We start from the raw sequence: 16,838 nt of genomic DNA, 5'->3' as shown, positions 1-16,838 counted from the left end.
TTGCTGGACGTTTAGTTCGTAATATATACAACAATAAAAATAGCAATCAAGCCAACTCATATTGTGCCACGGATGATTTACTCAATATAATATTTTTCTTTAAGTAAATCATTTTCAGAAATATATTCAACATCTTCATAGCCCTTTGATAGGGCATAACTATACATATTTGTTACCGTTTGATTGCTTTTGCACCAAAACATAACATAAGAACAATCATATACTGCAAGTGCTATTTGACAATCGCTATCTAAAAATTCTTTATAAGTCCGTACTGATTGAACAGTTCCATCTTTAAAGAAAGCCCTTAAAGTAGCAAAAACCAAATAGTAAGTATTTATTTTTGCAATATTATATAATCTTTCGCCTTGTATTAGTTTATCTTCTTCTTTAAACAGAAATTCATTATTCTCCAACATATGTATTTCATCATTATCAATTGACCACTGGTACTCACCAAATGGTATAGGTTCTAATATACCGGAGAGGTATTTTCCATACTCATTCGGAATTGTAAAAGTTACTCCCATATTTTTCATTTAATTATCCTCCTAATACATAGATAAGTCATAATATCTAACAACTGTGATCAAAACTATATAACAATATTAACATGTATTTTATAAAAATTACATATTTTACATTTGCATTATAGAAACACTGATTGGAACCTTTGAAGCTTTCGTATATAAGGGTCAGCTGTATAAAATCAGAGTTACCCATTTGATTTTAGTATGAAAATTTTTCATTTTACACATAATATATTTGGTAGAAAAAATTAAATATGTGAAGGAGTTTTTAAAATGGGAATAGCAACAAATTCAACAAACAAATCTCAAGCATGTATTGATGCATGTAATAGGTGTGAACAGGCATGTTATGAATGTTTTAAAGCATGCTTAAATGAAGCTGATGTTAATAAAAGAAAGAATTGTATAAGCATTCTTGTTGAATGTGCACAAATGTGCCAAATGTCATCATCACTTATGTCAATGGGTGGTCAATTTGTAAAAGAACATTGTAAACTATGTGCTACTATTTGTGAAAAATGTGCATCAGAATGTGATATGTTTAAAGATGAGCATTGCATGAGATGTGGTACAGAATGTTATTCATGTGCTGATGAATGTAAAAAAATGACTGGTATGTAATACCCTAAAATAGGAAGTTAGTAACTTTATTATGTTACTAACTTCTTATTTATATTTTTTTAATAGTATAAATATACGAAATTTTCTACAACTGTGACCAAAACTAGATGACAATATTGTTAATTGATTTGTTTTATGTTTTTCTAATCTTTCCTGTAATAATGAGGCCACTTCATTAAATCCTATATCTGCTTTACCTAATGATAATGCAGATATTTGAATTGGGAAATATCTTAATATCAAATTTAATTTAATGGCCAATTGTTTTACAGAATATATCTAACATTTAATTAATAATTTATTATCTATAAAAACAACACAATTCACTGTAAAAACACAACCAAGTGAAACCTTTATTGTTTCTCCAGTTGGCAGTTTACCCCATAATCTTGAACGTGATGCAATACCAATACACTCATCTTGAACTTCTCCATTAACAATCAATTTTTCTCCACTCCATCGATTTTCAATGCGAATAGTGTTTCCATTATAATTTTTTTCCCATACTTTCATTTTTAATTTCCTCCCCTGAATAGTTTGCAGATTTTTTGTTGCTTATTTAGTATTATGATATCATAAATTACAATATTATTCCAAATGACCTTTAAGAAAATAAAAAAATCACATTAAAATTCAATTAAACATCCATCATAGTTCCAAGGATGCCCTAAATAAAAAAAGAATTATGCAATAAAATATAAATAATATAATAAATCTTCATAATATCTTTAAAACTAATTGATATAATAGGTAGTGAATAAAAGATTTAATTAATATATTGAATATATTTTAAAAATAATAATTACATAAAATAAGAGGTGGATAAAGATGTATAACATTTTAATAATTGAAGATGAAGAAAAAGTATCAGAGGTGTTAAAGGCTTACTTAGAGAAAGAAGGATATAAGGTCTACTGCACTACTAAAGGCTTAAAGGGTATTGAAATATTTGAAACAATTGATTTTAAACTTATAATCCTTGATTTAATGCTTCCAGATATAAGTGGAGAGGAAGTATGTAAAATAATAAGGCAAAGTTCTGATGTACATATATTTATGCTTACTGCCAAGGGAACATTAAATGAAAAGATAGATGGGCTTAATATTGGTGCTGATGAATATTTAGTAAAACCATTTAGTCCAAGAGAATTAACTGCTAGAGTTAATTCGTTATTTAGAAGATTATTATCAGAGAGTAAGGCTTCAAATTTTTCTTTTGATGATGAAATATTAATTGTTGATTATGAAAAAAGATCTGTAAAATTAAATGGAGAAGAAGTTCAATTTACTCCCAATGAATTTGATATATTATATGCACTTATTATAAATAAAGGTAATGTACTATCAAGAGAACAACTTTTATGCAAAATAGGTGGTATAGATTTTGATGGATATGATAGAACTATTGATGTTCATATAAAAAATATACGTAAGAAGATAGAAGAAGACACAAAAAAACCTAAATATATTATAACGGTTATGAAAGTAGGCTATAAATTTGGTGGGGGGAATTAAATGCAAACTATTAGAAAAAGATTAAGTATTTTATTTGTTATATGCTCAATTTCATCAATACTATTAATTACACTATTTGTAAATGTAACTATAAGTAAAAAATTTAATGAATATATGATAGATACTCAAAATAAGAGATATGAAAGAATTGTAGGTTACTTTGAAGAGCTGTATAAAAAGGAAGGCAAGTGGGATGAAGATTCAGGTGTTGAATTAATGCATGAGGCTTATATGGGAAATTATTGTTTAACTTTACTTAATAATAATAAAGAATATATATGGGGAATGAATTCAGATGATATTAAAAATAGCACGCATCTAAACACTATGTTAGTAAAAGATAAAGGGGTTTATAAGTCTAACAGGTTTGAAATAAATGTTGATGGAACTGTAGTTGGTTATGTAGATGTGGGTCAATATTCATCTGTATTGTTATCTGAAGAAGACATGAATTTTAAAACAGCAATAAATAAAAGTATTATCGCTAGTGGAGTAATAACTCTAGTAATTATTATCTATATAAGTCTTTATTTTTCAAAGCAATTTTCAAGTCCAATTAAAGAAGTTGCCAGTATGTCTGTAAACTTATCAAAAGGTAACTTTGATATAAAATCTGGTACAAAAAGTAATATTGAAGAATTAGAAAATTTAAGGGAGAGTATTAATATATTAGGTGGAAAATTAAATCAGCAGGATATGCTTAGAAAAAGATTAGTATCTGATATATCACATGAGATAAGAACTCCTTTAAATATACTACAGAATAATTTAGAGGCTATGATAGATGGGATTTTCCCAGTTTCAACAGAAAGGTTAAATTATTTAAACGAGGAAGTAGTAAGGTTTGGAGGGTTATTAAATAATTTAAATGTTCTAAATGAGTTTGAGTCAGAGAGTGTAAAGCTTAATTTTGAAACCTTACTTTTAGATGAATTAATACAAGTTATATGTGATGACTTTTATATGGCAGCAAAAAACAAACATATTAATATGGAATACAATATACAACCTAACAAAAATTATAAAATAACTGGTGATAAGGATAAACTAAAGCAAGTCTTTATAAACCTAATATCAAATGCACTGAAATTTACTAATAGTCATGGTGAAATATCTATAAATCTGTATGATAATAATAAAAATATAATAGTAGAGGTTAAGGATAATGGTATTGGAATAAATAAAGAGGATTTATCTTTTATATTTGAAAGGCTTTATAGAGGAGATAAAAGCAGAAATGAAATTGAAGGAAGTGGTATAGGGTTAACTATTGCTAAAAATATATTACTGCTTCATTCTGCAAATATAGATGTAGAAAGTAATTATGGTCAGGGGACTAGTTTCAAAGTTTACTTTAGTAAAGTACTTGAAAAAAATAATTAATATCAATAAATTCAGAAGCATTATAAAGAAATATGAAGAAATAAAAAATGAAATTCCTTATTTCTTCATACAGTCTTCATAAGATTCAATTATTATATATTTATATAGGACAAAATAAATATAAGGAGTTGTAATTATATGAAGAAGACTAAAAAATTAGTGGCTTTTATTATTTCTTCAATGATAGTGTTATCCTTTGTAGGGTGTAGCAGGACAGTAACAGGAAATGAAGATACAGATAATGCTCTTAATGCTTTTAATGAAATTGTTAAGACTTATTCAGAAAATAAAGGCTTCCATAGTGCTTTGCAACATTGGGGTTTTAAACTTCCAGGTGGAGAAAAGTTTGAATGGAGCAAGGATATGTCAGCAAATAAAGCAGATTTTGCTATGGTAATGTTAGCTGATCCACTTATTGAAGCAGGACTAGATGTTAATAAATTAGACCCAAATGAGTGGTTATATAAACCAGCAGAAAAAGAAGATGGACAAGATTTACCAAATAGATTAATAAGGCCATATAATGTAAGTGATAAAAAAGAAACTTCTAAAGGATCAGAAGATTCCATGAGAAGATTATTAAAAGTAGATCCAAGTATTATAAAATACCATGAAGATCAACAGCATTACAGATTAACACTTGGGGAAGATAATGAAGTGCAGTGGACTGAAAATCTAGATTTAAATGATGAAGATATGATATTTGTACTTAAGGCTGAACCTCTTGTACAAGCAGGTCTTGATGTTAGCAAGCTTGAGGGAAGTGGTTGGATATTTAGAGAAGCGTCTAAGGATAATATGGGAATGGGAGAAAATCCAGATCAAATAGTAAAAATATATGATATAAACAAATAAAATTTTTACAGTTATAGCCCTCTTAACAAGAGGAAAGTGATTTTTATATATGTATTATACTAAAAATATACCACTCCCATATAGGGGAGTATTAAAAAGGCGGTACATTATGAACGAAGAACAAAGGAAAGCATTACAATCCTTAAAAACTTGTAGAGGACAAATTGAAGGAATTATAAAGATGATTGAAGATGGAAGGTATTGCGTTGATATATCTAACCAAATAATTGCAGCTCAAGCTCTTTTGAAAAAAGCAAATTTGTTAATTCTAAAGCAGCATATAGATCATTGTGTTAAGGATGCTGTTAAGCTGGATAACGGTGATGAAAAAATAGATGAAATTATAGACATTTTATCTAAAATAATGAAGTAAGTAAGGGAGATGAAATACATGGCAACTAAGTCATTAAAAATAGAAGGAATGACCTGTTCAGCTTGTGCAAAAGCTGTAGAGAGAACATCTAAAAAAGTTCAAGGAGTTTCTGAAGCAAGTGTGAATTTTGCTACAGAAAAACTTAATGTAAGCTTTGATGAAACAGTGGTATCTGTATCAGATATTCAAGCAGCTATAGAAAAAGCTGGATACAAGGCTGTTATTGAAGCCCGTAATAAAACATTAAAAATAGAAGGTATGACTTGTTCAGCTTGTGCAAAAGCTGTAGAAAGAGTAACAAAAAAATTAGATGGGGTTATTGATTCTAATGTAAACTTTGCAACAGAAAAGTTAAGTATAAGTTATGAATCTTCAAAGATTAGAGTTTCTGATATAAAAAAGGCAATAGAAAAGGCTGGATATAAAGCATTTGAAGAGGAAGATACTAATATAGATGAAGATAAAGAAAAGAAAGAAAAAGAGATCAAATTATTATGGAAGAAATTTATTATTTCTTTAATATTTACTATACCTCTACTTGTGATATCTATGGGACACATGGTAGGAGAAAAATTTGGATACAGCCTTCCAAAATTTATTGATCCTATGAGCAGCCCTAGAGTGTTTGCAATAGTACAATTGGTATTAGTGATTCCAGTTATGATAGCTGGTAATAGATTCTTTAAAGTAGGATTTAAATCTCTAGTAAGAAAGAGTCCTAATATGGATTCCTTAATTGCAATGGGTACTTCAGCAGCATTTTTATATGGAATATTTGCTATAGTACAGATTTTTGGAGGAAACATAGATTATGCCTATGATTTATATTTTGAATCAGCAGCAGTTATTATAACTCTTATTACACTTGGTAAATATTTAGAATCAGTTACAAAGGGGAAGACATCAGAAGCTATTAAAAAACTAATGGGTCTTGCTCCTAAAACAGCAATAATAATAAGAGATGGTAAAGAAATAGAAACTCCTATAGAAGAAGTTGAAGTAGGTGACATCATTCTAGTTAAACCAGGGGAAAAAATGCCTGTAGATGGAGTAGTTGTTCATGGGATAACCTCTGTAGATGAGTCAATGCTTACAGGAGAAAGCATGCCAGTAGAAAAAACTATTGGTGATAAAATAATAGGTGCAAGTATAAATAAAAATGGTGCAATAAAATATGAAGTAACAAAAGTTGGTAAAGATACAGCTTTAGCTCAAATTATAAAATTAGTAGAAGATGCTCAAGGGTCAAAAGCTCCAATAGCTAAATTGGCTGATATAATTTCAGGTTATTTTGTTCCTGTAGTTATGTCTCTGGCTATTATATCAGCAATTGTATGGTATATGTCTGGTGAAACAGGAGTATTTTCATTAACTATATTTATATCTGTTTTAGTAATTGCCTGTCCTTGTGCACTAGGGCTAGCAACTCCAACAGCTATAATGGTTGGTACCGGCAGAGGAGCAGAATATGGTGTTTTAATAAAAAGTGGAGTTGCATTAGAAACTGCTCACAAGATAAAAACTATAGTATTTGATAAAACAGGTACTATTACAGAAGGTAAGCCAAAGGTTACAGATATAGTTGTTACAAATGGCATAACACAAAATGATTTATTACAGTTAGCGGCATCAGCAGAAAAAAGTTCTGAACATCCTCTTGGTGAAGCAATAGTAAAAGGTGCAGAAGAAAAGGGATTAGAATTTAAAAATTTAGATTTCTTTAAAGCAATTCCAGGTCATGGAATTGAAGTGAAAATAGATGGTAAAAACATTTTACTTGGAAACAGAAAGCTTATGGTTGAAAGAAATATATCATTGCAGAATCTTGAAGAAACTTCTAATAAGCTAGCTAGTGAAGGTAAAACGCCTATGTATATAGCCATAAATGAAAAAATGGCAGGGATTATTGCTGTTGCGGATACTGTTAAGGAAAACAGCAAAAAGGCTATAGAAAAGCTTCGTAAAATGGGAATAGAAGTAGCAATGATTACTGGTGACAACAAAAGAACTGCTGAAGCTATAGCAAAACAAGTTGGAATAGATAGAATTTTAGCTGAAGTTCTTCCCCAAGATAAAGCAAATGAAGTTAAAAAGCTTCAAGCAGAAGGGAAGAAAGTTGCAATGGTAGGTGATGGTATAAACGATGCTCCAGCACTTGCACAAGCAGATATTGGAATTGCTATAGGTTCAGGTACAGATGTGGCTATGGAATCTGCCGATATAGTTCTTATGAAAAGTGATTTAATGGATGTTCCGACGGCCATACAATTAAGTAAGGAGACTATCACAAATATTAAACAAAATCTATTTTGGGCATTTGGATATAATATATTAGGAATTCCAGTTGCCATGGGGATTTTATATATATTTGGAGGTCCGCTTTTAAATCCAATTATTGCAGCTGCAGCTATGAGTTTTAGCTCAGTATCAGTTTTATTAAATGCATTAAGACTAAAGGGATTTAAACCAGTTAAATAAGGTAAGTATAGGCACCACATGGGTGTAATATTTTCCAAGGTTTCAAAAAACAATATATAAATTTGAGGAGGAATAAAAAATGGAAAAGAAAATATTAGTTGAGGGAATGAGTTGTGGACATTGTGTTAATCATGTTAAGGAGGCGTTAAGTGAACTTAATGGAGTAACTAGTGTAACTGTAGATTTAGATGCTAAAACAGCAATTATTGAAGTATCAGTAGATGTAAATGATGAAGATATAAAATTTGCTATTGATGATGCAGGATATGAAGTTGTGGGAATAGAATAGCACCCCAGGGGTGTAATATTTTCCAAATAAGAAGTGAAATTTCCTTGTTAAAGGGAACTTTACTTCTTATTTTTTTTGCCTACTTATTAGAGTATTTATAAAATAAGAGTAAATAAATAAATCTTGGGAATAATAACCTCGTTGATAAAAAGTTGCTATAAAAGGAGAGAAATTTATGAATGAGAATAATTCCCTAATATGCAGAAAAGCAGTTTTGTTAGAGTTAAAAGAAGCCTTTAGTGGAATATTACACAATCACAAATATCTAAATAAGTTAGCTAAACAGGGGGAGGAAATTGCATTTGCAAGTGAATGGCTATTGGATAATATTTATCTAATAGAAAAAGAATATAAAGCCATAAAAGTTAACCTTCCGCTAAGTTATTTTAATAACTTACCAATGAAAGATAATGATAATAGGGATTGTCCTAGAATTTATTATTTAGCAAAGGATTATGTAATTAAAAATCAGGCAATGATAAAAGAAGAAGAGCTTATAAAGTTTATAAAAAATACAAAGATAGATTTAACAATGGGAGAACTTTGGGCATTTCCATTAATGATTAGAATAGCACTTATAATCAATTTAGCAGGAGTAACAAGCAAAATGGTTTTGGTTCAAAAACAAAGAGAAGGAGCCACAAAACTTGCCAATATAGTGGTTGATGCATATGATCAATGTAAAGTTGAAGCTTTATTATTAAAATTGTCAAAGGAATATCCAATTAAAAATAATAAAATAAGTGATAATGATAATGAAATAAGTTTTATAGGAGATGATGAATCTTTACATGATGGTTTATTTTCTGCTGAGTTTATTGAAAAATTCTTTAAAATATTAAGAGATAATTCCATTGAAGATGAAAGAATATTTAAATTTGGGTTAGACAGATTGCAAAACAAAGATGAAGATAGCATTAAAAAAGCTTTTATAAAAGAGCAAATGAAGGAAGCATCTATAGAAACATCTATAGGAAGTACAATAAGTTCACTTCGAGTTATAGAATCTATAAACTGGAAGAAGTTTTTTGATAAAACTTCAGAAGTAGAAAAATTATTAATGAAAGATCCAAGTGAAACTTATAAGAAAATGGAATTCTCATCAAGGGATTATTACAGACATAAAGTAGAAGAATTATCAAGAAAGTTTAATACTTCAGAAAAAAACATAGTAAATAGTGCATTAAAATTATCAATGCTTGCAATGAATGAAGAAAAGGAAAAGTTCAAAGCTCATGTTGGATATTATCTAATAGATGAAGGAGATGAAATACTAGCTAAGGAGTTTTCTTATAAAGGACCTCTTAAGCTAAAAATGTCAATCTCAAAATACTTAGGAATAATAGCTTTAATAACATTAGCTATTAATTTAGGTGTGATTTTATTAATATATGGATTAGGTGCAGGTTATACAAAAACGCAGTACATAATTGCATTTTTAATAATGCTAATACCAGCAAGTGAAATAACTATAACGTTATTTAATTGGAGTGTAGTTAAAATAAGAAGACCCGCACATATACCTAAATTAGATTACACAAAAGCTATAAATGAAAGCAATAAAACAATAGTAGTAATTCCAACAATTTTATCATCAGTAAATAGAACAAAAGAATTATTAAAAGAACTTGAGGTTTATTATTTAGCCAATAAATGTGATGGCTTATATTTTGTGCTTCTTGGTGATTTTAAGGATAGTAATACAGAAGAAAATAGTTTAGATAAAGAAATAAATGAAGAAGGATTAAGATATGTAAAAGTATTAAACAAGAAATATGCAAATAGTGTAGAACCAAAATTCTTTTTCTTAAATAGAAAAAGGATTTACAACAAAAAAGAAAAAGTGTTTATGGGCTATGAAAGAAAACGTGGAAAGCTCATGGAATTTATGGAACTACTAAAGGGTGAAAAAGAAACTAGTTATACAGTTATAAGTAGTGATATTGAAGGTTTAAAAAATGCAAAATACATAATAACATTAGATGCAGACACAATACTTCCAATGGATGCAGCCAAAAAGATGGTAGGGGCAATGAGTCATATATTAAATACTCCCCTTCTTAAAGATGGCAAGATAGTTCGAGGATATGGAGTAATGCAACCAAAGGTTGGTATAACACTGGAAAGTAAAGATAGAACACAATTTTCAAAAATATTTGGAGCAGAAGCAGGAATTGACGGATACTCAACAGCCTCATCAGATACCTACCAAGATTTATTTGGAGAAGGAAGCTTCACAGGTAAAGGAATTCTGGATATTGATGTGTTTTATGAAGTGTTAAAAAATGAAATACCCGAAAATAAAGTTCTTTCTCATGATTTATTAGAAGGATGCTATGCAAGGTGTGGATTGCTAACAGATGTAGAAGTTATAGATGGATATCCTGCCTTTTATGAATCTAGTTGTTTAAGACTACATAGATGGGTAAGGGGAGATTGGCAACTTTTAAGATGGATGGGTTCATCTAAGTTATCAGCTCTTTCAAAGTGGAAAATATTCGATAACCTCAGAAGAAGTCTTTTAGCACCAAGCTTATTAATTGGTTTAATTTTAACACTAACAGTGTTAAAAGGGGCAGAACAGGTTATTATGCTCCTATTATTTGCAGCAATAACTCCACTTGTTTTTACAATAATTGATTTTGTTGTTACCCCTAAAAACAAATTAATGGGAACATTTAAAAGCTTAAAGCAAATAGTATTAATAATAAGCTTTATACCCTATCAATCTTATTTAATGATTGATGCTATATTCAGAACACTATTTAGGCTAGTAATATCAAAAAAGAATTTGTTGCAATGGAAAACAGCAGAAGAGGCAGAAAAATCCGTTAAAAATACTCTTGGTGGATATTATAGAAGAATGTGGATATCATTAGTTATGGCAGTGTTAATATTAATACTAGCATTTAATAATTATAGTATTATGGGAATAGTTAGCATACCTTTAGTAGTGCTATGGATATTTGCACCATTTTTAGCCTATAAAATTTCTGAAATAGGGTTTGAGGTAAAAGAGTATTTAGAAGAAGATGACGAAAACTTTTTAAGAAGCTTAAGTAGAAGTATTTGGGCATATTATGAAGATTTTGTTAATGAAGAAAATAATTTTCTGCCACCAGACAACTATCAAGAAAAGCCTTTTAAGGGAATAGCACATAGAACTTCACCAACTAATATTGGTATGGGGCTCATAAGTAATATAATGGCTTATGATTTAGGCTACATTACAATGGGTGAAGTTATAAATCGATTAGAAGAAGAACTAGCAGGAATGAGAGATCTTGAAAAATACAAGGGACATTATTTGAACTGGTATGATACAAAAAATAAAAGTTCTCTATGGCCAAGATACGTATCTACAGTAGATAGTGGAAATCTTCTAGGTTATTTATGGATAATAAAAGAAACATTAAATGACTTTAAAAACAAACCTTTAATTAAAAAGGATGAATTAAAATCATTAAAAGATAGCTATTCATTAATTAGAGAAGAAGATAATAGTGATATAGAAGATAGCCTACCAGATGAAATAGATGTAAGAGAATATAAAGAGATTTTAGAAAGTGAGCTAGTAACTATTAATAATTTATTAGAGAGCTATGTTAATGAAGAAAAAGATACTAAGGAACATTATTGGATAAATAAATCAAAAATAGAAGCTGAAATGAAGTTAGATTTTTATGAATCTATATTTGGTGGAATTGAAAAAATAGTTAAAGATACATTTATGGGAGAAAGAAGCCCGTCAATAATAGAAACAAAAGAATTTTTAAATAAAATTAAAGATACTCAAGAGGAAGCATTTACAAATATACTAGAAAAAAGAATAAAAAGATTAGATGATTTTGAAGCTAGAATAGAAGAAATAATTTCTGAAATTCAAAACATAATGGATGCTATGAATTTTAAATCATTATTTAATGAAGAAAGAGGATTATTTTCAATAGGATATAATTTAGAAGAAGATAGTCTTGGAGATTCTTATTATGATTTAATGGCATCAGAAGCAAGAACAGCATCATTTCTTGCAATAGCAAGAGGGGAAGTGCCTAAAAGTCATTGGTATAATTTAAGTAGGAATATGACTAAAGCATTCGGACAAAAAAGTTTAGTTTCATGGAGTGGAACTATGTTTGAGTATTTTATGCCATTTCAAATAATGAAAAGTTATAAAGAGACTCTATTAGATGTAACTTATAACTCGGTAATAGAAGCGCAAAAAGATTATGCAAGTAATAGAAAAACTCCATGGGGAATTTCAGAATCGGCATATTATGAATTTGATGTAGATCAAAATTATCAATATAAAGCATTTGGAGTTCCTGGAATAGGTTTGAAAAGAGGTCTTGAAGATGAAGTTGTAATATCACCTTATTCAACAATAATGACACTACCTTATAAAAATGATGGCGCAATAGATAATTTAAGAGCTATTAAATCTCTTGGAGCTCTAGGAAAATATGGGTTTATAGAAGCTTTAGATTATACAGCGGGAAGAGCTTTAAAAGGTGAAAGTGAAAAAGAAAAAGAAGTAAGATGTTATATGGTACATCATTTAGGAATGTCTCTAATGGCATTAGATAATGTTTTAAATAATAACATATTACAAGAAAGATTTCATAATATACCAGAGATAAAAGCAACAGAACTACTATTAAAAGAAAGAGTTTCAAATAATATAATATTTGAAAGAGAAGTGGATATTAATAACCCTGAAAATAAGATAGAAAAGCAATATTTTGTTCCAAGAATATTTGAGGGAACAAAAAGTGATGATCCAGAAATCTTATTGTTGTCAAATGGAAGTTATAGTACCATGATTACTCAAAATGGAAGTGGGTATTCTAAAAAAGATGATATGACAGTTTATAGATGGAAAGGTGATTCTACAACTGATTCAACAGGAATGTTTTTCTATATAAAAGATCAAGGGTCTAAAGAATATTGGAGTGCTACATATGAACCTTGCAAAAAGGATTGGAATTACAATGTGGAGTTTACCTTAGATAAGGCAAAATTCCAAAGAAAAGATAAGAATATAGAAACAAATTATGAAGTAGTATTATCAACAGAGGATGATGTTGAAATAAGAAAGTTAACATTTAGAAATACTGGAGAAGATGAAAAAAACATTGAGATAACAAGTTATTTAGAAGTTACTTTAGCGTCGTTTGAAGCTGATGTTGTTCATCCTGGTTTCTCTAATTTGTTTATAAACACTGAATTTGATGAAGAAACACAAAGTTTAATAGGAAACAGAAGAGCAAGATCAAAGGAGGGTAAAACACCTTATATTCTTAATAAAATAGTAGTAGATAACCTGGAAAATAGCCAAATGAGTTATGAAACATCAAGAATAAACTTTATAGGAAGAGGCAGAGATTTGAAATCGCCAGAAGTTATGGATAATGATGCAGCCTTGAGCAACACTACAGGAATAGTTCTAGATCCAATAATGAGTCTAAGAACAAAGCTAAAAATAAAAGCTGGGGAAGAATGCGAAATCTATTATATAACAGCTGTTGGTGAGAGTAAAAACGAAGTTTTAAATTTGCAGGCTAAATATAGCAATACAAAAATAATAGAAAAGGTTTCAGAAAGCTATAACTATTCAAGTCAATTAGAATTAAAGTATATAGGAGTAAAATCTGCGCAGGCAAATATATATCAAAGATTAGCATCCAATATATTATTTCTGAATAGTGGAAGAGAAAATAGGGAAACATTTATAAAAGATATAAAATTGAATCAAGAAAATCTTTGGGCCTATGGAATATCCGGAGATTTACCAATTGTAATGTTAGTGGTTAATAATGAAGATGATATTGATCTGGTAGCGCAAGTGGTTAACATGCATTTTTACTGGAGAGCGAAAGGGCTTAAAGTTGATTTAATTATATATAATGAAGAGGAAATATCTTATGAAGAACCATTACAAAAAAGCATTGGAGAATCAATAAGAAATTCTAATTCAAGAGATAACCTAAATAAACCAGCAGGGATCTTTATTCATAATAAAGCTACTATGGGAGAAGAAATTAAATTTTTCCTAATAGGAATAGCAAGGCTTTTCATAGATTCAAAGAATGGTACTTTAGTAAATCAAATAGGATTAGCTAATGATGATGAACCAAAAAATTATTTAAGACATAAGGAACTTTATAATGTTAAAGGAATTAGAAAACAAGTTTCAAATAACATTATAGAGGAAGAAAATATAGAAGAACCTACTCAAATTAAAAAAGTGAATACACTTAAAAACACAAAACACAAAACTAAATTAAATGAAGAAAAATTAATAAAACAGGGAAATCATGATTTTGATGAAAAGAAGCTAGACTTCTTTAATGGCTACGGAGGGTTTAATAGAGAAAAAAACAGCTATGTAATTAAGCTTAAAAACTATGAAAACACTCCTGCTCCATGGATCAATGTCATTTCCAATGAAGATTTTGGCTTCCATATTTCCGAGGCGGGAGCATCCTATACCTGGTGTGGAAACAGTAGGGAAAATAAAATAACGCCTTGGAGCAACGATTGGGTAATAGATCCACTTGGAGAAGCTTTATATATAAGAGATGATAATACAGGAGAATATTTCAGTATAACTCCAAAGCCTATAAGAGACGGTGGAGAATATATTATAGAGCATAGCTTTGGTTACTCCACTTTTAGACATACTGCATATAATATTAGTGGAGTAATGACTGCTTTTTCACCAAAAGGTGAGAAGTTAAAGCTTTATAAAGTAACTCTTGAAAATTTATCATCAGTAGATAAAGAATTATCTTTGTTCTACTATGCTCAATTAGTCCTTGGAGTACATAATTACGAAAGTTCAAAATACATAAGTACATATATCCAAGGGAATTACATTGGAGGCCAAAATCCTTTTAGTAAATATTTTGGAAAACTAAAAGCTTATTTATCAATAAAAGGTGGAGACAAACAAAGCTTCACAGGAGATAGAAAAGAGTTTATAGGAATAGGAGGAGATTTATCAACTCCTAGAGCTTTAAAATATGAAATGTTATCAAATAATTCTGGAGGAATATTAGATCCTTGTCTTGCAGCTTCAACTAAAATAAAGCTTAAATCTGGAGAAAAAAGAGATTTAGTTATAATATTAGGGCAAGAGGAAGAAGAGAATTTAATAGAAGAAAGAATTGAAAAATACAATAATATATCAGAAGTTGATAACTCTTTAGAAAATGTAAAACAATACTGGTCAAATTTCCTAGGAAATATACAAGTTAAGACACCAGATCCATCAATGGACTATATGCTAAATGGATGGTTAATGTATCAAACATTAAGTTGTAGATATTTAGCAAGAACAGCCTTTTATCAATCAGGTGGAGCTTATGGGTTCAGAGATCAACTTCAGGATTCAATATCAATTGGAATATTAAATCCTAAAGTTACAAGAGAACAAATTTTAAGAAGCGCATCAAGGCAATATGTAGAAGGTGATGTTCAACATTGGTGGCATCCAGTTATTAATTCTGGTATAAGAACAAGATTTTCAGATGATTTATTATGGTTACCATATGTACTTATTGGATACATAGAATCAACAGGAGACTATGATATTTTAAAAGAAAAAGTATCATACTTAGAAGATGAACCTCTAAGGGAAGGCGAAGATGAAAGATACACAATAGTAAATAAGAGTAATAAAGAAGGAACTATTTACGAGCATTGCCTAAAAGCTATAGATAGAGCATTGAAGTTTGGAGAGCATAATATACCTCTTATGGGTAGTGGAGATTGGAACGATGGAATGAGTACTGTAGGAAATAAAGGCAAAGGGGAAAGTGTATGGCTAGGTTGGTTCTTATATAAAATACTAGATGGATTTACAGATATTTGTGAAAAGCAAAATGATAATGATAAAAAAGAAGAGTACTTGAAATTCCAAGAGTTCATAAAAGAAAATCAAGAAAAGAACGGTTGGGATGGAGATTGGTATAGAAGAGCTTACTTTGACGATGGAACTCCATTAGGTTCTAAGGAAAATGATGAATGTAAAATAGATTCATTAGCACAAAGTTGGTCAATTATATCAGGTGCTGCAAACAAAGAGAGAAGCATAGAAGCAATGAAATCTGTAGATAAATATTTAGTAAACAAAGATAAAGGAATGATAATGCTATTATCACCTCCATTTAATAATTCTAATTTGGAACCAGGTTATATAAAAGGCTATGTTCCTGGAGTTAGAGAAAATGGTGGCCAATATACTCATGCAGCAGTATGGGTAATCCTCGCATTAACAAAGCTAGGTATGGGAGATAAAGCATGGCAATATTACAACATGATAAATCCAATAAATCATTCAAACACAGAAAGAGAAGCTAGAAACTATAAGGTTGAACCCTATGTTATGGCAGCAGATGTCTACATAAAAGAACCTCATGGTGGAAGAGGCGGATGGAGCTGGTACACTGGAGCATCTGGATGGATGTATAAAGTTGGTCTTGAAGATATTTTAGGTCTAAGAAAAGTAGAAGGAAAAGGCTATGAAATAAAACCATGTGTGCCAAATGATTGGAACGAATATGAAATAGATATAAAAGAAGAAGATGCAAAATATCATATAAAAGTAATTAGAGGAGCCGAAAAAGGTATAAGCATAAATGGAAAGAAAATTGTCGGAAGCTTAATACCAAAAACAAAAGGTGAAGTTGATGTAATAGTAATAATTTAAAACGTTAAGTTGTTATTTATAAATGCATTAGTTAGCTTTCTATGTGAAAAGAGTTTTAACATCTTAATTGATGTTAAAACT

The 16,838-nt window shown here is 29.6% G+C and carries 10 protein-coding genes; 8 read left to right on the top strand and 2 right to left on the bottom strand.

All coding sequences use genetic code 11. From position 1 onward, the window contains the following. Positions 1–77: 77 nt before the first annotated feature. Positions 78–539, bottom strand: a complete 462-nt coding sequence (locus BLS77_RS05245) for a DUF2691 family protein (RefSeq protein WP_089966643.1) — start codon at positions 537–539, stop codon at positions 78–80. A gap of 264 nt (positions 540–803) precedes the next feature. On the opposite strand from BLS77_RS05245, the gene BLS77_RS05240 reads away from it, so the two are divergent. Next, on the top strand, positions 804–1,151 hold the full coding sequence (locus BLS77_RS05240) for a four-helix bundle copper-binding protein (protein ID WP_089966641.1): 348 nt from the start codon (positions 804–806) through the stop codon (positions 1,149–1,151). Positions 1,152–1,430: 279 nt separating this feature from the next. On the opposite strand, the gene BLS77_RS05235 is transcribed toward BLS77_RS05240, so the two are convergent. Continuing rightward, a complete protein-coding gene (locus BLS77_RS05235) occupies positions 1,431–1,664 on the bottom strand; it encodes a hypothetical protein (protein ID WP_089966639.1) in 234 nt (77 codons plus the stop codon). Between the two features lie 315 nt (positions 1,665–1,979). Here BLS77_RS05235 and BLS77_RS05230 point away from each other — a divergent pair, with 315 nt between their 5' ends. The 7 genes from BLS77_RS05230 (at position 1,980) to BLS77_RS05200 (ending at position 16,757) form a co-directional block, all read left to right on the top strand. Continuing rightward, entirely contained in the window at positions 1,980–2,666 is a 687-nt protein-coding gene (locus BLS77_RS05230; protein ID WP_089966637.1) for a response regulator transcription factor, read from the top strand. Next, positions 2,667–4,049, top strand: a complete 1,383-nt coding sequence (locus tag BLS77_RS05225; RefSeq protein WP_089966635.1) for a sensor histidine kinase — start codon at positions 2,667–2,669, stop codon at positions 4,047–4,049. Positions 4,050–4,187: 138 nt separating this feature from the next. Beyond that, positions 4,188–4,904, top strand: a complete 717-nt coding sequence (locus tag BLS77_RS05220; RefSeq protein WP_089966633.1) for a hypothetical protein — start codon at positions 4,188–4,190, stop codon at positions 4,902–4,904. Between the two features lie 109 nt (positions 4,905–5,013). Next, positions 5,014–5,277, top strand: coding sequence for a metal-sensing transcriptional repressor (locus tag BLS77_RS05215; RefSeq protein ID WP_089966631.1), 264 nt, complete (start codon positions 5,014–5,016; stop codon positions 5,275–5,277). A gap of 18 nt (positions 5,278–5,295) precedes the next feature. Then, complete coding sequence (locus tag BLS77_RS05210) at positions 5,296–7,755, top strand: heavy metal translocating P-type ATPase (RefSeq protein ID WP_089966629.1); 2,460 nt, start codon at positions 5,296–5,298, stop codon at positions 7,753–7,755. 79 nt (positions 7,756–7,834) lie between these two features. Next, positions 7,835–8,044: a heavy-metal-associated domain-containing protein gene (locus tag BLS77_RS05205; RefSeq protein ID WP_089966627.1), complete on the top strand. Its 210-nt coding sequence runs from the start codon at positions 7,835–7,837 to the stop codon at positions 8,042–8,044. A 175-nt stretch (positions 8,045–8,219) separates the two neighbouring features. Beyond that, positions 8,220–16,757 carry a glycoside hydrolase family 94 protein gene (locus BLS77_RS05200; RefSeq protein WP_089966625.1) on the top strand — a complete coding sequence of 2,846 codons (8,538 nt, stop codon included), beginning with the start codon at positions 8,220–8,222 and terminating at the stop codon, positions 16,755–16,757. Positions 16,758–16,838: the final 81 nt, after the last annotated feature.

The sequence above is a fragment of the Clostridium gasigenes genome, from assembly GCF_900104115.1.
GTDB lineage: Bacteria > Bacillota > Clostridia > Clostridiales > Clostridiaceae > Clostridium > Clostridium gasigenes.
This window is presented reverse-complemented; position numbering and strand designations above follow the sequence as displayed.